Below are 22,446 nucleotides of genomic sequence, written 5' to 3'. Positions count from 1 at the left end.
ATCTGCAGGGCTATTCGGGCAGGTGGAAATTGCCTTCCACGACAGTGACGCACGGCCCGCCCAGCCAGACACGTTCGCCATCCATCCGGCACTGCAGCAGGCCACCGCGAGTCGACGCCTGAAACGCGCTTATCGTATCGCGGCCCAGACGCTCGGCCCAGAACGGAGCCAGAGCGGCATGGGCAGACCCTGTCACGCTATCCTCGGGCACGCCCCAGGCAGGCACGAACACGCGGCTGACGATATCGGTCTCTTCGCCCGGTGCGGTGCAAATCACCATCCGGTCGATCTTGCCCAAGGCCCTCATGTCGGGATTGAGCGCACGCACCGCCGCTTCGTTTTCCAGCAGCACGATGGTGGTCTGCTCGGCGCCGCTCACCGATTCGAACAGCGGTGCATTGACATGCAGGGCCGAAAGCAGCGCGGGATATTCCGCTTCTTTCACCGTGGTGATCGGCAATGCCAGCTCGTAGCCCTGGTCGATCCCGCGCACTTCGAGGATACCGGCCTTGCGCGTACGAAAGGAAACCGAGTCCTTCTTTTCGCGACCCAACAGGACATGCCCTGCGGCAAGAGTTGCGTGGCCACATAGCGCAACTTCACTGGTGGGTGTGAACCAGCGCAATTCCCAGTCCGACGCGCCGCCATCATCGCGGACCACGAAGGCAGTCTCCGCGAAGTTATTCTCCTCGGCAATGCGTTGCAGCGTGGCGTCGGGCAGCCAGCCGCTCAGCGGCATTACGGCCGCCTGATTGCCGGTGAAGGGGCGGTCGGCAAAGGCATCAACATGCCAGTAAGGCAGTGTGCTCATGCCTCGTGTCCGGTGCGGTCGCTGGTCATCGGCTTCTCTCCAAGTTTCTTGAACTGGTCTTCCTCGACCAGGGCATTGGCAGGATCGTCCACGTGTCCGGCAGGGTCGATATGAATGAGAACCTCCGCGTCGGGGAATTCGGCGCGCAGGTCATCCTCGACCCGTTCGATAATGTCGTGCGCCTTTTCAACGGTGTAGTCGCCGGGAAGGTCCACATGAAATTGCACGAAATCGATCCCGCCACTGGTACGCGTGCGCAGGTCGTGCATGCGGGAGAGTTCCGGGTGGGCTGCGGTAATGGCGATGAAGCGCAGGCGCTTTTCCTCGGGCCATTCGCGATCCATCAGGTGGTCGATCGCTTCGCCGCCCGCGCGCCATGCGCCCCATAGCAGCCAGGCAGCAATGCCGAGGCCGAAAAGCGGGTCAGCGCCTGCCAGACCGAGATAGCGATCGAGCACCAGCGCCGCGATGACCGCAAGGTTGAGCAGCAGGTCGCTCTGGTAATGCACATGGTCGGCACTGATCGCGACCGATCGCGTGCGCGCGATAACAAAGCGCTGATAGGCGAGCAACGCGAAGGTTGCGCATATCGCGATCACGCTCACGACGATGCCCTCCCCGGCAGCGGCCAATCTCTCGCCCTCGACCAATGCCTCTGTCGAACGCATGGCGATGCCCGCTGCCGAGAGGGCGATCAGCATGACCTGGAAGATGGCCGCCAGTGCTTGCGCTTTCCCATGGCCGAACCGGTGGGTGCGGTCCGCCGGTCGCGCGGCGATGATCACGCCGGTCAGCGTGACGAGGCTGGCCACCAGGTCGAGCGTGCTGTCCGCCAGCGAACCTAGCAAAGCCATCGAATCGGTCTGCCAGACGGCCCAGAGCTTCAGGCCGACGAGGAACAGTGCAGTCACGATCGACGCGATGGCAGCGCTGCGCCCAAGGTTCGCCCTGTCCTTGGCCGTCCCGCCTCTCATGGATATAACAATGTGCTCGTCCACCCGTCGCCAGCAGCATTGCGGGTGAAGACCCGGCGATCGTGCAGGCGATTGGCCCGGTCGAGCCAGAACTCGATCCGTTCGGGCGTCAGCGTGAACCCGGTCCAGTGGGGCGGCCGCTCGACCTCGCCGCCTTCGAACCGCGCTTCTGCTCGCGCGTAGCGCTCCACGAATGTAGCCCGGTCGTCCAGCGGACGGGACTGATCGGATGCGACCGCACCCAGTTGAGATGGGCGCGAACGCGAATGGAAATAGGCGTCAGCCACGTCGTCCGCGACCTGGCTTAACGGGCCCTCGATACGGATCTGGCGGCGCAGGCTCTTCCAGTGGAACAGCAGCGCTGCATGCATGTTCGCGCGGATTTCCTCGCCCTTGCGGCTTTGCGCATTGGTATAGAAGGTGAAGCCTTCTGTCCCATGCCCTTTCAGCAGCACCATGCGAACAGAAGGCCGCCCGTCGGGGGTCGCGGTGGCCAGCGCCATGGCGTTCGAATCGTTGGGCTCTGCCTCGCGTGCCTCGGCAAACCAGGTCTCGAAAAGGTCCAGCGGATCGCTGTCGGGCAGCGCGCTTGTCGTCGGCATTGGCTCTGGTGCGCTCATGTCCGGGCTCTAGCTGCGCGGGCGGACGCAGGCAATTACGGCATTTGATTTGCAAAGATGCCTCGCTAGAGCCGTTTGCCATGACGGCGAACATCCAGCCTGTGATCCTGTGCGGCGGTGGGGGGACCCGCCTGTGGCCGCGCAGCCGACGCGCCAAGCCCAAGCCCTTCCTGCCCCTGCTCGGCGAGCGGACCCTGTTCCAGCAGGCGATCGACCGGGTGGCCGACCCAGCCCTGTTTACCGCGCCCATCGTGGTGGCAGGCGAGGTCCATGTGCCGCTGGTGCGCGAGCAGGGCGGCAAAGCGCTGTCGATCATTGCCGAGCCCACGGGCCGCAACACTGCGCCCGCCATCGCACTCGCCGCTCACCGCGCACCCGAAGGCAGCGTGCTGCTGATCTGCCCGAGCGACCATCATATTGCCGACGAGGCAGCCTTCCGCTCTGCGGCCGAGGCTGCGGCGGGGCTGGCGCAGCAGGGCTATCTCGTCAGCTTCGGAATCGAGGCGATCAGCCCCCATACCGGCTATGGCTACCTGCGGCGCGGCGAGGAACTTCCGGGCGGGTACGCGCTTGAAGCCTTCGTCGAGAAGCCGGACCTCGAAACCGCCGAGACATTCCTCGCGGATGGGCGCTATAGCTGGAACGGCGGGATCTTCGCCTTCGGGCGCGAGCGCTTTCTTGAAGAACTCGCGACCCACCGGCCCGAGATGGCGCGGCTATGCGCCGAAGCGGTGGCCGGGGGCGAGGGCGACGGGCAGGTCTTCCGCCCTGCAGAAGCACCGTTTGCTCAAATCGACGGCGATTCGGTCGATTATGCGGTGATGGAGAACACCGCCAAGGCCGCGATGGTCCCGGTCTCAATGGGATGGTCCGATATCGGCAACTGGGACGCCTTGCGCGAGGCGCGCGGTGGCGAATCAACAGGCGAGCACGAATTGCGCGACTGCACCAATGTAATGGTCGACAGCGATGGGCCGCGCGTTTCGGTGGTCGGGATGGAAGACGTGATCGTGGTGGTCGATGGGGACGACATTCTCGTCACCAACGCGAGGGGCGCGCAGGGCGTCGGCAAGCTCGAAGGCGTTTCGCGGCCATGAGGCAGCTGCCCACCCATCTGGTGCACAAGGTCTGGGGCCGGCAGGTTCCTCCGCCGCCCTTCACCAACCCGGGTGACGAACCCCTCGGCGAAATCTGGTTCGATCCGCCGCCCGAGCTCGCCAACCTTCTGGTCAAGTTCATCTTCACCGACGCAGCGCTCAGCGTGCAGGTGCACCCCGACGACGCGCAGGCCCCAGCCGGCAAGCGCGGTAAGAACGAATGCTGGTATGTCCTCGACGCGGAACCCGGCGCGAAGCTCGCGGTAGGGCTGACCGGGGAGATGAGCGTAGACGACCTGCGCGCCGCCGCGCTCGACGGCAGTATCGAGGATGCACTCGGCTATGTCGAAGTGCAGGCGGGCGATTTCTTCTCGATCCCCGCCGGCACGGTGCATGCGATCGGTGCCGGGATTAGCCTGCTCGAAGTGCAGCAGAACAGCGACATCACATACCGCCTCTACGATTACGGGCGCCCTCGCCAACTGCACCTCGAGGACGGGTTGCAGGTTGCTCATCGTGGGCCCTACGACACCGCCCTGCACAGCCACGCTCCAGCGACTGGCTATGCCGAGCTAATCGATGGCGAGTTCTTTCGCGTGGCCAAGCTGGCAAGTGGGGCATCGGTGCCCAAGGGCCGTTTTGCCGACGACGTTCTGCTGCTCCCACTGGCGGAAGGTATCGCGCTGGATGGCACACCCCTCGATGTGGGCACCTGCACCTTGTCCCGAGGCATCGCAGGGCTGGAACTGGCGGACGGCGCCAGCCTCGCGCTGGTCGAAGACACGTCCGCCTAGAGCGCAGCCTGCCGGATCGCATCGGCAATATATCCCGCCAGATTGGGGCGCTCTGCCAGATAGGCATCGCGCGCCTGCATCACCTGTGTGCGGCGCTGCTCGCCCAGCATATCCTCTACCGTCTCTAAAAGCGGAGCAATTCCGGGTTGGCGCAAGGCCACCAGCATCCCATGCGCCGCCAGCTCGCGCGTGGTGCCGGGGTGGTCGGCCCCATCGTAAATCGCGGGTACGCCCAGGAAAGCCGCCTCGTGCGCCATGGTGGCGCTTTCGCCGACATAGAGGCGGCACTGCGCCATCACGTGGTGCAAGGCGCTTCGGTCCCCCCGGTAGAGATGCTGATCAAGCTGCGGCGGCAGCGCCCGTTCGCTCGAAATATGCACCTTTGCGCGCTTCGAAAGGTGCTCGACGAGCGCCGCCAGGTCCGCATCCGACCAGCCGGACTTGCCCAGATCGTGGTTCGCTCCCCAGCCGACCGTGCGGATGAAAACATTCCCCCGCGTCTCATCCCAGCCATTGCGTCGCGCGACATCGGGATCGACCACGAAATTCTCTGGGTGGAAGTAGGACAGCTCTTTCACGCCCGGAAAGCGCGTCGTGCGGCCCTCGGGCACCGGGCCTGCATAGGGCTCGGGCACGTAGAGCTTCGTGATGAAGGGCCAGGTCAGGCGCGTTTGGAGGTTGGCCGTGTCTGCGGCGTAGAAGCTCACCGACGGGATGCCGGTCAGCTTGCCGACATGCGCAATCGCCACCCCGCCGAAACCGACCATGGCATCGGGCCTGAACCGGCGCGCCATGCGGAATATGGCAGCATCGCGCAGCACCAGTTCACGGGCGAGCCCGAAAGTGCCCTTGCCGGCGCGCGATGCGACCCGGTGCGGCAGGCCGAATTCGTAGAGCAGGTCGCACGCGACATCCTTCTCGCGCGAAGCAATCAGCACTTCCGCGCCCTCGCTCATCAGCCGCTGGAGCGGATGGCGGAAGAACAGCACATCGGCTGGATGGACGATATCGACCAGGACTCGCATCGGACTAGGGCACTCTTGCAGGCATTCGCGCCCCGACTTGAGCATTGCGCGCCGATCCGTGCAATCGCCGCCAGCCGGTTGCGCCCAAGCCATTGCGATTGCTTGTCTGCCAAAGGGGCAGGCGTGCCAATTTCCTTGCGCCTATGCCCCTGCGAAATTAGCTAGTGCCCGATGGCGGATCCATATGACATTCTGGGCGTCGGGCGTTCCGCGTCCGAACAAGAGATCAAGAGCGCCTATCGCAAGCTTGCGAAAGAGCTGCATCCGGACCGTAACAAGGACAATCCCAACGCGGCAGAGCGCTTTTCGGACATCACCAAGGCGTACGACTTGCTGTCCGACAGGACGCAACGCGCCCGCTACGATCGGGGCGAGATCGATATCGAAGGCAATCCCGCCAATCCCTTCGGCGGAATGGGCGGCGGAGGAGGCTTCGGCGGAGGAGGCAGGCCCGGCGCGGGTGGCCGCCATCCGGGGCAGGATTTTGGCGGCTTCGGCGGCGAGGAAGTGGACCTAGGCGACCTGTTCGAGGGCCTGTTCGGCGGCGGCCGGGCCGGCGGAATGGGCGGCATGGGAGGCGGGGGCCCGCAAGGCGGGTTCGGGCGGCGCGGGGCGCCTCCTCCACGAAAGGGCGCCGACATTGCCTATCGCCTGCGCGTACCCTTCGTCGATGCGGCGCGACTGATCGATCAGCGGATTACGTTGCAGGACGGCAAGACGATCGACCTCAAGCTTCCTGCCGGGGTCGAAAGCGGCACGCAGATGCGGCTTCGCGGCAAGGGCGAGCAGGGCCCGGGCGGCGCCGGCGATGCGATCGTCACTATCCAGGTCGAAAAGCATGCGCATTTCGAACGGGATGGCGATCGCGTGCGGCTGGACCTGCCGATCACGCTGTCCGAAGCGGTCAAGGGTGCAAAGGTGCGCGCGCCCACGGTCGACGGGCCGGTCATGCTCACGATCAAGCCGGGCACGTCGGGCGGAACCACGATGCGGCTGGCGGGCAAGGGTTTTTCGCGCAAGGGCGGTGGGCGCGGCGACCAGCTGGTGACGATCCAGATCGTGCTGCCGGACGATATCGGCCCGCTGCAGGATGCGCTGGGCGACTGGACCGACACGAGCGACCCGCGGGCCGATCTGGGCGCCTGATTTGCCGCTGCGCCGTATCATCCCACGCTTGCGCCAAGCGCTGCCCGACCGTGAATCGCGACAGATCCACTCGCTGACACCCGAAGACCGTCGCCGCGAGGCAATGGAACTGCGCAGCACGCTGGCCGGGCCGGTCAAGAAGCACTGGCATTCTTACGAGGTGGCACGGAGGGTGGCGGTCGGCACATTCAACGACGGGTTTCTCTACGCTGGAAACCTTGCCTACATGTCGATGCTGGCGATTTTCCCGTTTTTCATCACCGGGGCCGCCATTTTCGCAGCATTGGGCGAAGGCAGCGAGCGTGCGGCGAGCATCAATGCCATCCTGCTCGCCATGCCACCGGTCGTGGCCGAAGTGATCGAACCGGTCGCACGCAATGTGATCGATTCGCGGCAGGGGTGGCTTTTGTGGGCGGGCGGCGCAGTGGGCCTGTGGACCGTCGGCAGCCTGATCGAGACGATCCGCGATCTGCTGCGGCGCGCCTATGGCACCGAACCCACGCAGGCTTTCTGGCTCTACCGTCTCGCTTCGACCGCGATGATTATCGGCGCTGTCATCCTGCTGATGCTCTCGCTGATCGCGCAGGTCTCCATCGGCGCGGCGCAACAGGTGATCGACGCCTATTTCCCACTGCTGAGCGATGCTCTCGACAAGCTGTCTCTCGCCCGGTTCGTGCCGGGCTTCGGCCTGTTCGGATCGATCTACGCGCTGTTCTACATCCTCACGCCCAGTCCCTATCGCCGCAAACGCTACCCCAAGTGGCCCGGCGCAGTCGCCACAACGCTGTGGTGGGTCGGAGTGACGGTCGCACTGCCTCCGCTTCTGCGCAGCTTCTTCGCCTATAATCTCACCTATGGATCGCTCGCGGGGATCATCATCACGCTGCTGTTTTTCTGGCTCGTCGGCCTTGGCCTCGTTATCGGGGCACAGCTAAACGCAGCGCTCGCCGAAACGCCCGAGGAACAGCGGCTGACCGGGCGGGGCGGAGGAGAGCCGCAGATCGCGCCAGAGGCGCTGGCAATGGAAAGGAAGGACCAATGACCCAGTTAATGGAGGGCAAGCGCGGGCTCATCATGGGGCTCGCCAATGACAAGTCGCTCGCATGGGGCATTGCGAAGAAGCTGGCCGAGCATGGGGCCGAACTGGCCTTCACCTTCCAGGGCGAGGCCTTGGAAAAGCGCGTGCGACCGCTGGCCGAGCAATTGGGATCGGACATCCTGATCCCCTGCGATGTGAGCGACATGGCCAACCTCGACGCAGCGTTCGACACGCTGAAAGGTCATTGGGATCGGCTGGATTTCGTGGTCCACGCGATCGGCTTTTCGGATAAGAACGAACTGCGCGGGAAATATATCGATACCAGCCTCGACAATTTCCTGATGACGATGAACATCTCTGCCTACTCGCTGGTTGCTGTGGCCAAGCGCGCCGCGGCGATGATGAGCGACGGGGGCAGCATCCTGACGCTAACCTATTACGGCGCTGAAAAGGTCATCCCGCATTACAACGTTATGGGCGTCGCCAAGGCGGCACTGGAAACCAGCGTGCAATATCTCGCCAACGACCTCGGCCCGGACAATATTCGCGTCAATGCGATCAGCGCAGGGCCGATCAAGACGCTGGCTGCCAGCGGGATCGGGGATTTCCGCTACATCCTCAAGTGGAACGAGCTGAACTCGCCGCTGCGCCGCAATGTGACGATCGAGGATGTTGGCGGATCGGGGCTTTATTTCCTGTCCGACCTTTCATCGGGGGTGACCGGCGAGACGCACCACGTCGATGCGGGCTATCACATCGTGGGCATGAAGCAGGAAGACGCGCCCGATATCGCACTGGGGTGACACGCAGGCCCAAACAGGGGTGACTCCCCCGGGGTCGGGCGCTAGGGGCGCGCGGACGGAACTTTCTCGCAAGCAAACCGGGGGCATTCTTTCGTGAAAGGCATCATCCTGGCCGGGGGCAGCGGCACGCGCCTCTATCCCGCCACCATGGCACTGTCGAAGCAGCTGCTGCCGGTGTTCGACAAGCCGATGATCTACTACCCGCTGTCGGTCCTGATGCTGGCGGGCATTCGTGAAATCCTGGTCATCTCCACCCCGCGCGACCTGCCCATGTTCAAGGCGCTGCTGGGTGACGGTTCCGCCTTCGGGATCGAGCTGAGCTACGCCGAGCAGCCCCAGCCCAACGGCCTCGCCGAAGCCTTCATCATCGGCGCGGATTTCGTCTCCGGAGGCCCCAGCGCGCTGATCCTGGGCGACAATATCTACCACGGCGAAAAGATGGGCGAGAAGTGCCGCACCGCCGCCGCCGAGGCCGCAGCGGGCGGAGCCAACGTCTTCGCCTATCAAGTCGACGACCCCGAGCGGTATGGCGTCGCCGCGTTCGATCCAGAGACCGGGCGGGCGACCAGCATCGAGGAAAAGCCCGCGAAGCCCAAGTCCAACTGGGCGGTGACGGGCCTCTATTTCTACGACAGCGACGTGGTCGACATTGCCCGCGAGGTGAAGCCCAGCCATCGCGGCGAGCTGGAGATCACAGACGTCAACCGCGCGTATATGGAGCGGGGCGACCTCCATATCACCCGGCTCGGGCGCGGCTATGCCTGGCTCGACACCGGCACCCACGAAAGCCTGCACGAGGCATCGAGCTTCGTGCGCACGATCGAGCATCGCACCGGGATCAAGATCGCCTGCCCCGAGGAAGTCGCCTTCCGGCAGGGATGGCTGGACGAGGAGGCGCTGCTCGAGCGCAGCGCGATGATGGGCAAGACCGGCTACGGCAGCTACCTGAGAAAGCTGGCGGAGGGCCGCGCGTGACCGCGTTTGTCCGCCACGCGATCCCCGATGTAATCGAGGTGACCCCGCCCAAATACGGCGATCATCGCGGGTTCTTCTCCGAAGTCTTCAAGCGCTCGGCATTCGAGGCGGAAGGCATCGATATTGATTGGATTCAGGACAACCAGTCCTTCTCCGCGCAGGTGGGCACGGTGCGCGGGCTGCACTTTCAGGTGCCGCCCGTGGCGCAGGACAAGCTGGTCCGCGTGCTGCGCGGCGCGGTTTACGATGTCGCGCTCGACATCCGCAAAGGTTCGCCCACCTACGGGCAGCATGTCGGCGTGACCCTGTCGGCGGACAAGTGGAACCAGCTGCTCGTGCCCATCGGTTTCGCGCACTGCTTCATGACGATCGAGCCCGATACCGAGGTGCTCTACAAGGTCAGCGGGCCCTATTCGAAGGACCACGAGGGCGCGATCCGCTGGAACGATCCCGCGCTGGGCATCGACTGGCCCGATGTGGGCGCGGAGCCGACCCTGTCGGAAAAAGACGTCGACGCGCCGCTCTTCGCCGATTTCGATTCCCCCTTTATCTACGAGGGTTGAGACCGATGGACACGATTCTCGTCACCGGCGGCGCGGGCTTCATCGGCTCGGCAGTGGTGCGCATGCTGGTGCGCGACGGCAAGCGCGTCATCAATCTCGACAAGCTGACCTATGCGGGCAACCCCGAAAGCCTGAAGGTGATCGCAAACGCGACCAATCACCGGCTGGTCGAGGGCGATATTCTCGACAGCGAGCTGGTGCTGGGCCTGCTGCGCGAGGAGCAGGTCGACGGGATCATGCACCTCGCCGCAGAAAGCCATGTCGACCGCTCGATCGATGGGCCGGGCGCCTTCGTGGAGACCAATGTCGTCGGCACGTTCCGCCTGCTCGACGCAGCACTCGAATACTGGCGCGGGCTGGAGGGCGCGAAAAGGGAAGCTTTCCGCTTCCACCACATCTCGACCGACGAGGTGTTCGGCGATCTCGATTTCGACGACAGTCTTTTCAGCGAAGAGACCCCCTACGCGCCCTCCTCGCCCTATTCGGCATCGAAGGCCGCGAGCGACCATTTCGTGCGCGCCTGGCATGAGACCTACGGACTGCCGGTGGTCCTTTCCAACTGCTCGAACAATTACGGGCCCTATCACTTCCCCGAAAAGCTGATCCCGCTGGTCATTCTCAACGCGCTCGAAGGCAAGCCGCTGCCGGTCTACGGCACGGGCGAGAACGTGCGCGACTGGCTGTTCGTCGACGATCATGCGCGCGCGCTCATCACCGTGCTGACCACGGGCAAGCTGGGTGAAAGCTACAATATCGGCGGCAATCAGGAGCGGACAAACCTGCAAGTGGTCGAGGCGATCTGCGATGCGCTCGACGAGCGCCGCCCGCTGGAAGGCGGCGGATCGCGCCGCGACCTCATCACCTTCGTCACCGATCGCCCGGGGCACGACCGCCGCTACGCGATCGACGCGAGCAAGATTGCGCGCTAGCTCGGCTGGACGCCGGAGGAAAGTTTCGAGAGCGGCCTTGCGAAGACCATCGACTGGTATCTCGACAACGAGTGGTGGTGGGGGCCGATCCGCTCGGGCAAATATGGCGGCGAACGGCTCGGCGGAAGAAAATGAAAATTCTGGTGACCGGGCGCGAGGGGCAGGTCGCCCGCTCGCTGGCAGAACGAAACGGCGCGCATGAACTCGTATTCGCAGCGCGCCCCGATTTCGATCTTGCCGATCCCGCGAGCATCGCTCGGACAATCGAGGCCACGCGGCCCGATCTGGTGATCTCGGCCGCCGCCTACACCGCCGTCGATCAGGCCGAGGACGAGCCCGAGCTCGCCATGGCGATCAATGGCAAGGCGCCCGGCCATATCGGGCGCGCTGCCGCCGCAATCGGCGCGCCGGTGCTCCACCTCTCGACCGATTACGTCTTCGACGGCAGCGGCGAACGGGAATGGCGCGAGGACGACCCGACCGGGCCGATTGGTGTCTACGGGAAGACGAAGCTGGCAGGCGAGGAAGCGCTGGCCGCATCGGGCGCGACCTCTGCTGTCCTGCGCACCGCCTGGGTTTACAGCCCCTTCGGCGGCAATTTCGTGAAGACCATGCTGCGCCTCGCCGAGAGCCGCGACGCGCTGAACGTGGTCAAAGATCAGCACGGCAACCCGACCTCGGCGCTCGACATTGCCGATGCGCTGCTGGCGGTCGCGGATCGCTGGCAGACAGAGCCGGCCCACGGTGCCAATGCGATTTACCACTTCGCCGGAACCGGCAGCACCAACTGGGCCGATTTCGCGCGCGCCATCTTCGCGGCCAGCGAGGAGCACGGCGGGCCGACCTGTACGGTGACCGGCATTCCCGCTTCCGAATACCCGACCAAAGCGGCGCGCCCCGCCAATTCGCGGCTCGACTGCACGAAATTCGCCGAAACCTTCGGCCATTGCGCGCCGCGCTGGCAGGATTCGCTGGGCGAGACGGTCGCCCGCCTGCTCGGCTAAGCTACTTCGAGCCGAAGCCCGTCACGATCGTGTGGATCGTGCGCATCACGATCAGCACGTCGAGCCAGAACGAAAAGTACTTGATGTAGTAAAAGTCGTACTGGAGCTTGATGTCGATATCCTCCAGCGTCGCGACATGGCCCTGGTTGACCTGTGCCCAGCCGGTCAGGCCCGGCTTCACGATGTTGCGGTAGGAATAGAAGGCGAGGTGCTCCTCGTACCATTCGGCCAGCTGGTTGGCTTCCGGGCGCGGGCCGATCAGGCTCATCTCGCCCTTCAGCACGTTGAACAGCTGCGGCAGTTCGTCGAGCCTGATCTTGCGGATGATCCTCCCGATACGTGTGATACGCTTGTCGCCATCCTGCGTAATCGCATCCTCGCGCGCCGCCTCGCCCTGCACCTGCGGCCGGCTGGTCATCGATCGGAATTTGTACATCCTGAAGGGCCTGCCACCGTGCCCGGTACGGGTCTGGACATAGAATGGCGATTGCCGGTCCTCGAGCCAGATGAGCAGCATCAGCGCCAGCATGATCGGTGAGGCGAGGATGATAGCGATGATACTGCCGATCACGTCGATCATCCGCTTGATCGGGGTGTAGGACTGGTTGGGGATCAGCGATCCGAACGAGTTTTCGGACAAGTGCTCGATCTTCACTTGCCCGGTCAGCGATTCGATCAGTTGCTTGTAATGGTAGACGGGCACGCCCGAAAGCGAGGCAGTGGCCAGCAATCGCTCCCACTCGTCGGGCAAGTCGGCGCGGAAATCCGCGACGATGCTGATACGCTCTCCGTCAGGAATCGCTGGCGCGCTCATCGTCTGGTGGGGCAGGTTCGGGATTTCCAACATCCTGCGCGCCTTGCCGAAAGGCACGACATGGAAGGTCTGCCCGATCCGGTTGGGATTGGTCCAGTGCATGCGGATCGCGAACAGGGTGGCAGCAATCGTCGCGTAGAGCAGGAATATGCGGCTGTACTCGATGCGAAAAGCAAACAGCACGAGTGCAGCTATGACAAACGTGGTCAGCATGATCGGCACGCCATGCACGGTGCCGCGGGTGCCAGGCAGGTTGAGCACGCGCCCGACGAGATAGAGCCCCAGATGCAGCGCAATGGTTGCCGCAATGGCTGTCGCGGTCATGACCGAATCGGTAAATGCCTCGACAGTATCCAGTTGATCATAGGCAACCAGCGGAACGAAGACGACCAGTGTCCATGCAAGGCCATAGTGGATGGCTGTCCGGATCGGACTGAACGGTCGGCGCACATGGATGGGCTGCGGATCGTTCTCCACCAGGGTTCTGCGTCTTTATCCGAATTGAAGCTAGCCGCGCTGGCCCATAGACCAACAAATGCCGTAACGGCAAGGAGATCGCACCAGCGGGCGACTTCGTCCAACAAGACCGTTGCCACCAAGCGCTCCACGGTTGTAAGGGGTCGGCGATTGTCGGGGGCGATCCAGCGGTCCTCGGCGCGACGCCCTTACCGAAGCAACGCGACAGGCGAGTTCTCCTTCCTCATGCTCAACAACAAATCCGTCCTCGTGACCGGTGGCACCGGCTCGTTCGGCAAGGCATTCGTACGCACAGTGCTGGAACGCTATCCGGACGTGAAACGATTGGTCATCTATTCGCGCGACGAGCTCAAACAGTTCGAGATGCAGCAGCTCTTCCCCCGCGCCGAGTACCCCGCAATCCGCTATTTCATCGGCGACGTTCGCGATGGTGAGCGACTCAAGCGCGCGCTCGAAGGGATCGACATTGTCGTCCACGCCGCGGCACTGAAGCAGGTTCCGGCGGCCGAATATAATCCGTTCGAATGCATCAAGACGAACGTGCTCGGCGCGCAGAACCTGATCGAGGCCTGCCTCGACAACAAGGTGGAGCGCGTTGTCGCCCTGTCGACCGACAAGGCCGCAGCCCCGATCAACCTGTATGGCGCAACAAAGCTGTGCAGCGACAAGCTGTTCGTTGCCGCCAACAATGTCACCGGCAATCGCGACTTGCGCTTCTCGGTCGTACGCTACGGCAATGTCATGGGCTCGCGCGGCTCGGTCATCCCCTTCTTCATGGCGAAGAAGGACGATGGCGTGCTGCCGATCACCGATCCGCGCATGACGCGCTTCAACATCTCGCTGCAGGAAGGCGTCGAGATGGTCCTGTGGTCGATCGAGAATGCGCAGGGCGGCGAAGTTCTGGTGCCCAAGATCCCGTCCTACCGGATCGGCGACGTGGCCACTGCAGTCGCTCCCGATGCGAAGCAGGAAGTCATCGGCATCCGCCCGGGGGAGAAGATCCACGAGGAAATGATCACCGCGTCGGACAGCTTCAACACGGTCGACATGGGCGATTACTATGCGATCCTTCCGGTCGGGATGGCGCAGACGATCGAGCAATATTGTGAAGCGAACGGCGGCAAGCCGGTCGAGCCCGGCTTCGCCTATAACAGCGGCGATAACGAGGACTTCTTGACCGTAGAGCAGATCCGCGAGCTGATCGAAAAGCACGTCATCGGCCAGGCGATCGACTGAGCGGGGGACGCGGCGATGGCCTTCATCCCCTATAGCCGCCAGCAGATCGAACAGGCAGACATCGACGCGGTCGTCGATGCGCTGAAGTCCGATTTCCTGACACAAGGCCCCGCGATCGAGCGTTTCGAAAAGGCATTTGCCGAGCGCCACCAGGTCGCGCACGCCGTCTCGCTATCCAATGCCACTGCCGCACTGCACATTGCCTGCCTCGCCATGGGCGTCGGACCGGGCAGCCGCGTGTGGACCAGCCCGAACAGCTTTGTCGCTTCCGCCAATTGCGCGCTCTATTGCGGGGCAGAGGTCGATTTCGTCGATATCGATCCGGCCAGCCGCAACATGTCGGTCGAACGGCTGGCGGAAAAGCTAGCAGCGGCAAAAACGGGCGGCACGCTGCCCGATGTCGTGATCCCGGTCGATTTCTCGGGCATGCCCTGCGACCTCGCCGAAATCCGCAAGCTGGCCGACGAATACGGCTTCAAGATCCTGCAGGACGCCAGCCACGCCACCGGCGCCGACTATCAGGGTAAGCCTGTCGGCGGACAATATGCCGACGCGAGCGTATTCAGCTTTCACGCGGTGAAGATCGTCACCTCGGCCGAAGGCGGCATGGTAACAACGCAGGATGCAGACCTCGCCAAGCGGATCGCGCTGCTACGCTCCCACGGCGTCACCCGCGATGAGACCCTGCTGGAACGCGAACCGGAGGGCGGCTGGTATTACGAGCAGGTCGATCTGGGCTACAACTACCGCATCACCGATGTGCAAGCCGCGCTGGGCGCTTCGCAGCTCGAACGGATTGACACGATGCAGGCCGAACGGGCTGTGCGTGCCGATCGCTACGACGCTATCCTTGCAGACCTGCCGCTGAAACTCCCGCAGCGCTATAACGACCGCAGCTCCGCCTGGCATCTCTATGTCGTAGAACTGACCGACGAGGCGGAGTGTGATCGCGCGACGCTCTTTGCCGCGATGCGCGAGGCAGGGATCGGTGTGAACGTGCATTATATCCCCATCCACACCCAGCCATATTACGAGCGCCTGGGCTTCAAGCGTGGCGATTTCCCTGCCTCCGAAGCCTATTACGACCGCGCAATCACCATCCCGCTCTTCCCCGCGATGAGCGACGAAGAACAGGACCGCGTGGCGCAGATCATCCGCGAGCACGTGGCATGAAGATCGCGGTGATCCCGGCACGCGGCGGCTCCAAGCGAATCCCGCGCAAGAACATCAAGCCGTTCGCGGGCAAGCCGATGATCGGCTACGCCATCGAAGCGGCGCTGGCGTGCGAAGCGATCGACCGTGTCGTCGTCTCCACCGATGACGAGGAAATCTCTGCCATCGCGCGCGAGCTGGGCGCCGAACTGCCCTTCCGCCGCCCCGCAGAGCTGGCCGACGATATCACGCCCACGGTCCCCGTGATCGCGCACGCAGTTGAAGCCTGCCGTGAGCAGGGCTGGGACGTGACCCACGCCTGCTGCATATATCCCGGCGTGCCCTTCATCCGCACCAAAGATCTCGCTGCAGCGCTGGAATTGCTCGAAGAGCATGGCGGCGAGGGCTATACCTTCCCGGTCGCCGAATTTCCTTCGGTGATCCAGCGCGCCTTGAAGCGCGATGAAACAGGCGCTGTCGCGCCGTTCAACCCGGAGCATACGCTTACCCGCACGCAAGACCTCGAGCCGGCTTTTTACGATGCCGGGCAGTTCTACTGGGGCAAGGGCGATACCTGGACCGCGGGCCTGAACGTCCACGCCAATGGTCGCGCGATCGTGCTGCCCGAATGGCGCGTAGTCGATATCGACACGCCGGACGATTGGGACCGCGCGGAGCGGCTGTATTCCGCCTTCACGACTGAGGCGTAAGCCCATGCGCGTGGCAATCCGCGTCGATGGCTCGGTGGAAATGGGCACCGGCCATGTGCGCCGCTCGCTGTCGCTCGCCCATGCACTGCGCGCCCACGGGGCCCAGGTGGTGTTCGTCACACGCGATCTGGGGCTCGATAGCGGCGCGATCATACGCGAGGAGGGCTTCGGCGAGGTGCGCGTCCTGCCGATGGCGGAGGGCAGGGGCGAAGCCAGCGATATTCCCCACGCCCATTGGGCTAGGGTCGGTCAATCGGACGATGCGGAGCACACCATCGCAGCCTTGCGCGATGCCGAGCCCGCTTGGGTGGTGCTCGATTCCTACAGTTTCGATGCGCGCTGGCACGATGCGGTGCGCGGTGGGCTCGATTGCCGCATCGCGGTGATCGACGACTTGGCGGACCGGCAGCTCTCCGCCGACCTGCTGGTCGATCACAATGTCCACGAGGATCACCGCGCAAAATACGCCCCGGTACTGCAGCGCAAGCCGCGCCTGCTGGGCGGGCCGCGCTTCGGCCTGCTGGCCCCGGCCTATGCCGAGAGCCCGAAATACGTTTTCTCGCCGCAGGTACGCAGTATCGGCATTTTCATGGGCGGAGGCGACGCGCCCAATTTCAACGAGAAGGTGCTCGACGCGGTGATCGCCGCGGGGTTCGAAGGCGCGGTCGAGATCGTCACCACTTCGGCGAACCCGCATTTGCCCCGCTTGCGCAAGCGGGTGGCTGAGCGCGAAGACACGACCATCGCCACCGACCTGCCCGATCTCGCGGGCTTCTTCGCCCGGCATGACCTGCAGATCGGCGCAGGTGGCGGAGCGACGTGGGAGCGGTGCTGCATGGGTGTGCCCAGCGTGCTGGTGGTCGCTGCGGACAACCAGAACGTCGTCGTGCCGCAGCTCGCAGCGCGCGGAATCGCAGCGGCTGCTGACGAGCCAACGGTCGAAGCGATTGCAAATACAGTGCGCGACCTGATCGACGCCCCCGAGCGCCGCCGCGAATTGGCCGAAAAGGCACGCGCGACCGTTGACGGCCATGGCGCGGCGCGGATCGCGGTCGCAATGCTGGCGGATACGCTGCAGGTCCGCCCCGCCACGCAGGGCGACGCGCAGGCGCTGTTCGACTGGCGCAACGCACCTGAAAACCGTGCGATGATGACCAATTCTGGCGAAATGGAATATGCCGGCCACGTCGCCTGGCTGGAGCGGGTGCTGGCCGATGACGATCGGCGTCTGTTCGTCGGCGAAGTCGGCGGGCAGCCAGTTGGCTCGATCCGGTTCGATATCGAGGACGGGGTGGCGGAAGTCTCGCTCCATCTCGATCCCGCCTTTCACGGCCTCGGCCTCGGGCCGAAACTGCTTGCGGCGGGCGAAGCAGGGAGCGGCGCGGGCGCCTTCACCGCGACGGTGCTGGAAAAGAACCGCCCCTCGCAGCTGCTGTTCGAACGTGGCGGCTATACCCGCACCGGCCCGGAAAGCTGGCGCAAGGACGCGGCGTGACCCGGTTGGCCAATGCCTCCTCCCTCGCTAGGGCGGCGCCATGACCCGCCGGATAGCCATCGCCACGCACCATGCGCGTTACGATTTGCTGGTCTCCGAGCTGGACGCACGTGACGATTACGAAGTCCTCCACCTACGCGAGCGCGACGAACTGACCCGCGAGGCGCTGGAGGAGTTCGGCGCGGAGTGGGTGTTCTTCCCGCACTGGTCGTGGATCATCCCGCCCGAAATCCATGAACATTTCCGCGCGGTGATCTTCCATATGACCGACGTGCCCTATGGCCGCGGCGGCAGCCCGCTGCAGAACCTAATCGTGCGCGGGCACACCGAAACCAAGCTGACTGCACTGCAATGCGAGGCGGGGCTCGATACCGGCCCGGTCTACCTGAAGCATGCTCTTTCGCTGGAAGGGACTGCGGAGGAAATCTTCGCCCGTGCGCGCGCACTGATGCTGCCGATGATCCGCGAGATGGTCGAGAATGATTTGCAGCCCGTGCCGCAGGAGGGCGAACCCACGCCCTTCAAGCGCCGCACGCCTGAGCAGGGCGCAATTGATGGCGCCGAAACGCTCGACACGGTCTATGATTACATCCGCATGCTCGATGCCGAGGGTTATCCCAGCGCCTTTGCCGAGACCGGGCGCTATCGGATAGAATTCACCGAAGCCGGGCGCGACGAGACCGGCGCCGTGATCGCCCGCGCGCGCATTTTCGAGAAGGACGACCAGGCATGACGACTTTGGTGATCGCCGCCCATCCCGACGACGAGATCCTGGGCGCGGGCGGCTATGTCGCAAAGCTGTCTGCTGCAGGCGAGGCGGTGCATCACGTCATCATGGCCGAAGGCGCGACCAGCCGCGAGGACACGCGCGACCGCGCAGGCAAGAGCGAAGAACTCTCTGAACTCGCCCGCTGCGCGCAGGAAGCCGGGCGGATCGTCGGCGCAAAAAGCGTCGTGCTGGAGGATTTTCCCGACAACCGGATGGATTCGGTCGACCTGCTCGACGTGGTGAAGGTGGTCGAGCGGCATATTGCCGAGCATGCTCCCACCCGCATCATCACCCATGCCAATTCGGACGTGAATATCGACCACCGCGTGGTCCACGATGCCGTGATCGCCGCCACCCGCCCACAGCCGGGCAATCGCATCCGCGAAGTCCTGTTCTTCGAGATCATGTCGAGCACGGAATGGCGCCCGCCCGCTTCGCTGCCCGCCTTTGCGCCCAACTATTTCGTCGACATCACCGATCATCTCGAAGCCAAGCTCGATGCGCTGCGCGCCTATGCGCCCGAAATGCGCGAGTGGCCGCACAGCCGCTCGGTCGAAGCGCTCGAACACCTTGGAAGGTGGCGCGGAGCGACTATAGGGGTGGAAGCCGCAGAAGCGTTCGCCACCGGACGCATCATCGCCTGAATCCGGGCCTGAAATCCAGGAAGTACACGCATGAGCCAGCAATCGATCGCCATCGACGGTCGCACGATCGGCCCCGACGCCCGCCCCTACCTGATCGCCGAGATGAGCGGGAACCACAATCACTCGCTCGACCGCGCGCTGGAGATCGTCACCGCCGCGGCCGAAAGTGGCGCGGACGCGGTAAAGCTGCAGACCTACACCGCCGACACGATGACACTCGATTGCGATGGCCCCGGCTTCGTGATCGAGGACGAGAAATCGCTCTGGCACGGGCGCCAGCTGCACGAGCTTTATGTCGAGGCGCATACCCCGTGGGACTGGCACGCGCCGATCATCGAGCATTGCAAGAAGCTGGGCATGCACTGCTTCTCGACTCCGTTCGATGCGACGGCGGTCGATTTCCTCGAAGAGCTGGACGTGCCTGCCTACAAGATCGCCAGCTTCGAAGTGATCGACCTGCCGCTAATCCGCAAGGTCGCAGAAACCGGCAAGCCGATGATCCTGTCCACCGGCATGGCCAGCGTGGTGGAGATCGGCGAGGCGCTGCGCACCTGCCGCGAGGCGGGCAACGACCAGCTCGTTGTGCTCAAATGCACCAGCACCTATCCGGCGACGCCCGAGAACACGAACATCATCACCATCCCGAACATGCGCGAGACCTTCGACTGCCTGATCGGCCTGTCGGACCACACGATGGGCACCGGAGTGTCCGTGGCGGCAACCGCGTTGGGCGCGGTGCTGATCGAGAAGCATTTCACCCTCGCTCGCGCCGATGGCGGGGTCGACAGCGCCTTCAGCATGGAGCCCCACGAAATGCGCGCTCTGCGCGAAGAGACCGAGCGCGCTTGGCAGTCGCTGGGCCAGGTCACTTATGGCGGCACCAGGGCCGAGGACAATTCGCGCCAGTTCCGCCGTTCGCTCTATGTCGCCGAGGACATGGAAGAGGGCGAGCCGTTCGATGAAAAGAACCTGCGCTCGGTCCGCCCCGGCTTCGGGCTGGAGCCCAAGCATTACGACGTGCTGCTGGGCAAGCGGGTCAACCGCAAGCTCACCAAGGGCACGCCGGTGAGCTGGGACTTGATCGCCTGATCGCATCATGGCGTATCGCGTCCTCATCATCGGCTGCGGCGCCATTGCGGGCGGTTATGACGCCGATCGTTCGCCCCAAGACTGGCCGCTGAGCCATGCCGGGGCGATTGCCCGCGACGACCGGTTCGAACTGATGGCCTGCGTCGATCCGAACGATGCGACGCGTAATGCCTTCGCCAGCCGCTGGGATGTGCAGCAGTCCCTCCCCTCACTGGACGCATTGGGCGCGAAACCGGGCGATTTCGACCTGATCGTCATCGCCTCGCCCACCGGGCATCATGCCGCACAGCTGGAATGGGCGGCGACGATGAAGCCCCGCGCCGTTTTCTGCGAAAAGCCCCTCGGGTCCGAAATTGCGCAGGCCGAGGAGCTGGCAAACCGATACGAAGCCGGCGGCATCCCTCTCGCCGTGAACTACCTGCGTCGCTGGGCACCGAAGATCGTCATGGAAGCGGGGCGGATCGCCGCCGGCAAATATGGCGCGCTGATTTCGGCCTCGGCGATCTACACCAAGGGCATCGTCCATAATGGCGGGCACATGGTCGACCTCCTGCGCTTCCTGATCGGCGATCTCGAACTGCATTCGGTCGGCCCCGCGCGCTTCGATCACTGGGACGACGATCCCACGGTCAGCGCGATCCTGACCGCGAAGAACCAGGCGCCCGTGCACCTGGTCGCGGGCGATGCGCGTCACGTCACGCAGTTCGAACTGGAGCTGAGCTTCGAGAAAGCGCAGGTCGCCCTCCGCGATGGGGGCCGGCGGATCGAGCACAGGGTCGTGGAGGACAGCGCGGTCTATGCGGGCTATCTCGAACTGGGTCCGGCCACGTCCTCGGCTGGGGCGCTGGATGGCGCGATGACGAACGCCTATGGCAATATCCACAAGACGCTCCAGCAGAATGCGCCGCTCGCGAGCACTGGCGCGACGGCGCTCGCCGCACAGCGCCTGTGCGAAGACATCCGCCGCAAGGCATTCGATAGATTGGACAAAGGCACTCCCTCATGACCGAAAAACTGGCCCTGTATGGCGGCACCCCCGTCATCGATCGCGAACTCGCGCCGTTCCGCACGATCGGGCCGGAGGAAGAGGCCGCTGCGGCGCGCGTCGTCAAATCTGGCGTCTTGTCAGCCTATATCGGCTCGCGCGGCGAGATGTTCATGGGCGGCACGGAAGTGCGCGCCTTCGAAAAGAAGGCGGCGGGATATTTCGGCGTCAAGCACGCGCTCGGAGTCAACAGCTGGACCAGCGGGCTGATCGCCGAAGTCGGCGCGATCGGCGTGGAGCCTGGGGACGAGATCATCACCTCGCCCTGGACCATGTCCGCCACCGCAATGGCGATCCTGCACTGGAACGCGATCCCCGTGTTTGCCGATATTGATCGCGACACCTTCAACCTCGATCCCGAAAGCGTGCGCGCAGCTGTCACCGATCGCACGAAGGCGATCCTGGCGGTCGATATTTTCGGTCAGTCCGCCGACGTGCCCGCGCTGCGCAAGATTGCGGACGAGTTCGGCCTCAAGCTGCTGGGCGATACCGCGCAGGCGCCGGGCGCGAAGAACGATGGCTCACCCACAGGGACCGGCTACGATATCGGCGGCTTCAGCCTCAATTATCACAAGCACATCCATTGCGGGGAAGGCGGCATCCTCGTCACCGACGACGACGAATATGCGCGCCGCCTCGCGCTGATCCGCAACCATGGCGAGAACGTGATCGACCACGAGAAGCGCGAGGATCTGGCCAATATCATCGGCTATAATTTCCGCATGGGCGAAATCGAGGCGGCGATTGCGTCCTCGCAGCTCGACAAGCTGGCCAACCAGATTGCCGGCCGCCAGCGCGTGGCGGACGAGCTGAACGAAGGCCTTGCCGGGCTGGAGGGCCTGCAAACGCCCAAGCTGCTCGAAGGCGCGACCAACGTCTATTACGTCTACGGCATGATCCTCGATACCGAGGCGCTGGGCGTATCGCGCCCGCAACTGATCGAGGCGCTGAAGGCCGAAGGCGTGCCCGCGCTGATGAACGGCTATCTCAACATCCATCGCCTGCCGCTGTTTACCGAGCAGATCGCCTATGGCACCGGTAGCTTCCCCTGGAGCCTGCGCGAGGATCGCAATTTCGCCTATGGCACCGGTGTCTGCCCGGTGGCGGAGGAATTGCACGATACGAGCTTCCTCGGCCTGTCGATCTGCCTCAACGAACTCCCGAGCGAGGATGTGGCAGACATTGTGACAGCGTTCCGGAAGGTATGGAACAATCTCCACGCCTTGAAGGACTGA

The 22,446-nt window shown here is 64.2% G+C and carries 22 protein-coding genes and 1 pseudogene; 18 read left to right on the top strand and 5 right to left on the bottom strand.

Going from position 1 to position 22,446, the window contains the following annotated elements; translation table 11 throughout:
- Positions 1 to 10: 10 nt before the first annotated feature.
- Genes ACEQXE_RS10430 through pdxH form a run of 3 tightly spaced genes read right to left on the bottom strand, consistent with a single transcriptional unit; the run spans position 11 to position 2,405 of the window.
- Positions 11 to 811: a PhzF family phenazine biosynthesis protein gene (locus ACEQXE_RS10430; RefSeq protein WP_370179112.1), complete on the bottom strand. Its 801-nt coding sequence runs from the start codon at positions 809 to 811 to the stop codon at positions 11 to 13.
- Entirely contained in the window at positions 808 to 1,785 is a 978-nt protein-coding gene (locus tag ACEQXE_RS10425; RefSeq protein WP_370179110.1) for a cation diffusion facilitator family transporter, read from the bottom strand. The genes ACEQXE_RS10430 and ACEQXE_RS10425 overlap by 4 nt, the downstream gene beginning before the upstream one ends.
- Positions 1,782 to 2,405, bottom strand: a complete 624-nt coding sequence (gene pdxH, locus ACEQXE_RS10420; RefSeq protein WP_370179109.1) for a pyridoxamine 5'-phosphate oxidase — start codon at positions 2,403 to 2,405, stop codon at positions 1,782 to 1,784. Before pdxH ends, ACEQXE_RS10425 begins: the two co-directional genes overlap by 4 nt.
- A gap of 80 nt (positions 2,406 to 2,485) precedes the next feature.
- Between pdxH and ACEQXE_RS10415 the strand changes: the two genes are divergently transcribed.
- Positions 2,486 to 3,502 carry a mannose-1-phosphate guanylyltransferase gene (locus ACEQXE_RS10415; RefSeq protein ID WP_370179107.1) on the top strand — a complete coding sequence of 339 codons (1,017 nt, stop codon included), beginning with the start codon at positions 2,486 to 2,488 and terminating at the stop codon, positions 3,500 to 3,502.
- Positions 3,499 to 4,296, top strand: a complete 798-nt coding sequence (locus ACEQXE_RS10410) for a class I mannose-6-phosphate isomerase (RefSeq protein WP_370179106.1) — start codon at positions 3,499 to 3,501, stop codon at positions 4,294 to 4,296. Before ACEQXE_RS10415 ends, ACEQXE_RS10410 begins: the two co-directional genes overlap by 4 nt.
- Here ACEQXE_RS10410 and ACEQXE_RS10405 read toward each other — a convergent pair.
- Positions 4,293 to 5,321, bottom strand: coding sequence for a DUF354 domain-containing protein (locus ACEQXE_RS10405; RefSeq protein ID WP_370179105.1), 1,029 nt, complete (start codon positions 5,319 to 5,321; stop codon positions 4,293 to 4,295). The two genes, ACEQXE_RS10410 and ACEQXE_RS10405, sit on opposite strands and share 4 nt — an antisense overlap.
- 171 nt (positions 5,322 to 5,492) lie before the next feature.
- Here ACEQXE_RS10405 and ACEQXE_RS10400 point away from each other — a divergent pair, with 171 nt between their 5' ends.
- The 7 genes and pseudogenes from ACEQXE_RS10400 to rfbD all read left to right on the top strand — a co-directional run bounded on the left by ACEQXE_RS10400 (position 5,493) and on the right by rfbD (position 11,780).
- Positions 5,493 to 6,467 (top strand): DnaJ C-terminal domain-containing protein, encoded by a 975-nt coding sequence (locus ACEQXE_RS10400; RefSeq protein ID WP_370179103.1) that lies wholly within the window; start codon positions 5,493 to 5,495, stop codon positions 6,465 to 6,467.
- Positions 6,468 to 6,474: 7 nt separating this feature from the next.
- On the top strand, positions 6,475 to 7,509 hold the full coding sequence (locus tag ACEQXE_RS10395; RefSeq protein ID WP_370179171.1) for a YihY/virulence factor BrkB family protein: 1,035 nt from the start codon (positions 6,475 to 6,477) through the stop codon (positions 7,507 to 7,509).
- Positions 7,506 to 8,309: an enoyl-ACP reductase FabI gene (fabI, locus tag ACEQXE_RS10390; RefSeq protein ID WP_370179102.1), complete on the top strand. Its 804-nt coding sequence runs from the start codon at positions 7,506 to 7,508 to the stop codon at positions 8,307 to 8,309. The genes ACEQXE_RS10395 and fabI overlap by 4 nt, the downstream gene beginning before the upstream one ends.
- A 93-nt stretch (positions 8,310 to 8,402) precedes the next feature.
- On the top strand, positions 8,403 to 9,284 hold the full coding sequence (rfbA, locus tag ACEQXE_RS10385; RefSeq protein ID WP_370179101.1) for a glucose-1-phosphate thymidylyltransferase RfbA: 882 nt from the start codon (positions 8,403 to 8,405) through the stop codon (positions 9,282 to 9,284).
- Entirely contained in the window at positions 9,281 to 9,847 is a 567-nt protein-coding gene (gene rfbC, locus ACEQXE_RS10380) for a dTDP-4-dehydrorhamnose 3,5-epimerase (RefSeq protein WP_370179099.1), read from the top strand. Before rfbA ends, rfbC begins: the two co-directional genes overlap by 4 nt.
- A gap of 5 nt (positions 9,848 to 9,852) precedes the next feature.
- Positions 9,853 to 10,911 (top strand): annotated as a pseudogene (rfbB, locus tag ACEQXE_RS10375) (dTDP-glucose 4,6-dehydratase).
- On the top strand, positions 10,908 to 11,780 hold the full coding sequence (rfbD, locus tag ACEQXE_RS10370) for a dTDP-4-dehydrorhamnose reductase (RefSeq protein ID WP_370179098.1): 873 nt from the start codon (positions 10,908 to 10,910) through the stop codon (positions 11,778 to 11,780). The pseudogene rfbB and the gene rfbD overlap by 4 nt, the downstream one beginning before the upstream one ends.
- Before the next feature lies 1 nt (position 11,781).
- Here the strand turns inward: rfbD and ACEQXE_RS10365 are convergent, their stop codons facing one another.
- The gene (locus ACEQXE_RS10365; protein ID WP_370179097.1) at positions 11,782 to 13,071 is read right to left on the bottom strand and encodes a sugar transferase; all 1,290 of its coding nucleotides are present in this window, start codon (positions 13,069 to 13,071) and stop codon (positions 11,782 to 11,784) included.
- Between the two features lie 225 nt (positions 13,072 to 13,296).
- Here ACEQXE_RS10365 and pseB point away from each other — a divergent pair, with 225 nt between their 5' ends.
- From pseB to ACEQXE_RS10320, 9 genes are read left to right on the top strand one after another with little or no spacing between them, the layout of a single operon-like run.
- A complete protein-coding gene (gene pseB / locus ACEQXE_RS10360; RefSeq protein WP_370179096.1) occupies positions 13,297 to 14,307 on the top strand; it encodes a UDP-N-acetylglucosamine 4,6-dehydratase (inverting) in 1,011 nt (336 codons plus the stop codon).
- Between the two features lie 15 nt (positions 14,308 to 14,322).
- The gene (gene pseC, locus ACEQXE_RS10355; protein ID WP_370179095.1) at positions 14,323 to 15,480 is read left to right on the top strand and encodes a UDP-4-amino-4,6-dideoxy-N-acetyl-beta-L-altrosamine transaminase; all 1,158 of its coding nucleotides are present in this window, start codon (positions 14,323 to 14,325) and stop codon (positions 15,478 to 15,480) included.
- Entirely contained in the window at positions 15,477 to 16,169 is a 693-nt protein-coding gene (gene pseF / locus ACEQXE_RS10350) for a pseudaminic acid cytidylyltransferase (protein ID WP_370179094.1), read from the top strand. Before pseC ends, pseF begins: the two co-directional genes overlap by 4 nt.
- A gap of 4 nt (positions 16,170 to 16,173) precedes the next feature.
- Positions 16,174 to 17,664 carry a UDP-2,4-diacetamido-2,4,6-trideoxy-beta-L-altropyranose hydrolase gene (gene pseG / locus ACEQXE_RS10345; RefSeq protein WP_370179093.1) on the top strand — a complete coding sequence of 497 codons (1,491 nt, stop codon included), beginning with the start codon at positions 16,174 to 16,176 and terminating at the stop codon, positions 17,662 to 17,664.
- 40 nt (positions 17,665 to 17,704) lie between these two features.
- Positions 17,705 to 18,397 carry a formyltransferase family protein gene (locus ACEQXE_RS10340; protein WP_370179092.1) on the top strand — a complete coding sequence of 231 codons (693 nt, stop codon included), beginning with the start codon at positions 17,705 to 17,707 and terminating at the stop codon, positions 18,395 to 18,397.
- The gene (locus ACEQXE_RS10335; protein ID WP_370179090.1) at positions 18,394 to 19,077 is read left to right on the top strand and encodes a PIG-L deacetylase family protein; all 684 of its coding nucleotides are present in this window, start codon (positions 18,394 to 18,396) and stop codon (positions 19,075 to 19,077) included. Before ACEQXE_RS10340 ends, ACEQXE_RS10335 begins: the two co-directional genes overlap by 4 nt.
- Before the next feature lie 30 nt (positions 19,078 to 19,107).
- The gene (gene pseI / locus ACEQXE_RS10330; protein WP_370179088.1) at positions 19,108 to 20,166 is read left to right on the top strand and encodes a pseudaminic acid synthase; all 1,059 of its coding nucleotides are present in this window, start codon (positions 19,108 to 19,110) and stop codon (positions 20,164 to 20,166) included.
- Between the two features lie 7 nt (positions 20,167 to 20,173).
- Positions 20,174 to 21,172 carry a Gfo/Idh/MocA family protein gene (locus tag ACEQXE_RS10325; RefSeq protein WP_370179087.1) on the top strand — a complete coding sequence of 333 codons (999 nt, stop codon included), beginning with the start codon at positions 20,174 to 20,176 and terminating at the stop codon, positions 21,170 to 21,172.
- Positions 21,169 to 22,446, top strand: coding sequence for a DegT/DnrJ/EryC1/StrS family aminotransferase (locus ACEQXE_RS10320; protein ID WP_370179085.1), 1,278 nt, complete (start codon positions 21,169 to 21,171; stop codon positions 22,444 to 22,446). The genes ACEQXE_RS10325 and ACEQXE_RS10320 overlap by 4 nt, the downstream gene beginning before the upstream one ends.

The sequence above is a fragment of the Alteriqipengyuania sp. genome, from assembly GCF_964222115.1.
In the GTDB taxonomy this organism is placed as follows: Bacteria; Pseudomonadota; Alphaproteobacteria; order Sphingomonadales; family Sphingomonadaceae; genus Alteriqipengyuania.
Note: the sequence above shows the minus strand (reverse complement) of the source record. Positions and strands in the feature narration are given on the sequence as shown.

Coding starts and splice junctions, on each gene's coding strand:
- ACEQXE_RS10335 (WP_370179090.1), top strand. CDS start 18,394: ATGACGACTTTGGTGATCGCCGCCCATCCCGACGACGAGATCCTGGGC.
- ACEQXE_RS10405 (WP_370179105.1), bottom strand. CDS start 5,321: ATGCGAGTCCTGGTCGATATCGTCCATCCAGCCGATGTGCTGTTCTTC.
- ACEQXE_RS10425 (WP_370179110.1), bottom strand. CDS start 1,785: ATGAGAGGCGGGACGGCCAAGGACAGGGCGAACCTTGGGCGCAGCGCT.
- ACEQXE_RS10320 (WP_370179085.1), top strand. CDS start 21,169: ATGACCGAAAAACTGGCCCTGTATGGCGGCACCCCCGTCATCGATCGC.
- ACEQXE_RS10430 (WP_370179112.1), bottom strand. CDS start 811: ATGAGCACACTGCCTTACTGGCATGTTGATGCCTTTGCCGACCGCCCC.
- pseG (WP_370179093.1), top strand. CDS start 16,174: ATGCGCGTGGCAATCCGCGTCGATGGCTCGGTGGAAATGGGCACCGGC.
- fabI (WP_370179102.1), top strand. CDS start 7,506: ATGACCCAGTTAATGGAGGGCAAGCGCGGGCTCATCATGGGGCTCGCC.
- ACEQXE_RS10400 (WP_370179103.1), top strand. CDS start 5,493: ATGGCGGATCCATATGACATTCTGGGCGTCGGGCGTTCCGCGTCCGAA.
- pseF (WP_370179094.1), top strand. CDS start 15,477: ATGAAGATCGCGGTGATCCCGGCACGCGGCGGCTCCAAGCGAATCCCG.
- ACEQXE_RS10415 (WP_370179107.1), top strand. CDS start 2,486: ATGACGGCGAACATCCAGCCTGTGATCCTGTGCGGCGGTGGGGGGACC.
- pseB (WP_370179096.1), top strand. CDS start 13,297: ATGCTCAACAACAAATCCGTCCTCGTGACCGGTGGCACCGGCTCGTTC.
- pdxH (WP_370179109.1), bottom strand. CDS start 2,405: ATGAGCGCACCAGAGCCAATGCCGACGACAAGCGCGCTGCCCGACAGC.
- ACEQXE_RS10410 (WP_370179106.1), top strand. CDS start 3,499: ATGAGGCAGCTGCCCACCCATCTGGTGCACAAGGTCTGGGGCCGGCAG.
- pseC (WP_370179095.1), top strand. CDS start 14,323: ATGGCCTTCATCCCCTATAGCCGCCAGCAGATCGAACAGGCAGACATC.
- rfbD (WP_370179098.1), top strand. CDS start 10,908: ATGAAAATTCTGGTGACCGGGCGCGAGGGGCAGGTCGCCCGCTCGCTG.
- pseI (WP_370179088.1), top strand. CDS start 19,108: ATGAGCCAGCAATCGATCGCCATCGACGGTCGCACGATCGGCCCCGAC.
- ACEQXE_RS10340 (WP_370179092.1), top strand. CDS start 17,705: ATGACCCGCCGGATAGCCATCGCCACGCACCATGCGCGTTACGATTTG.
- ACEQXE_RS10325 (WP_370179087.1), top strand. CDS start 20,174: ATGGCGTATCGCGTCCTCATCATCGGCTGCGGCGCCATTGCGGGCGGT.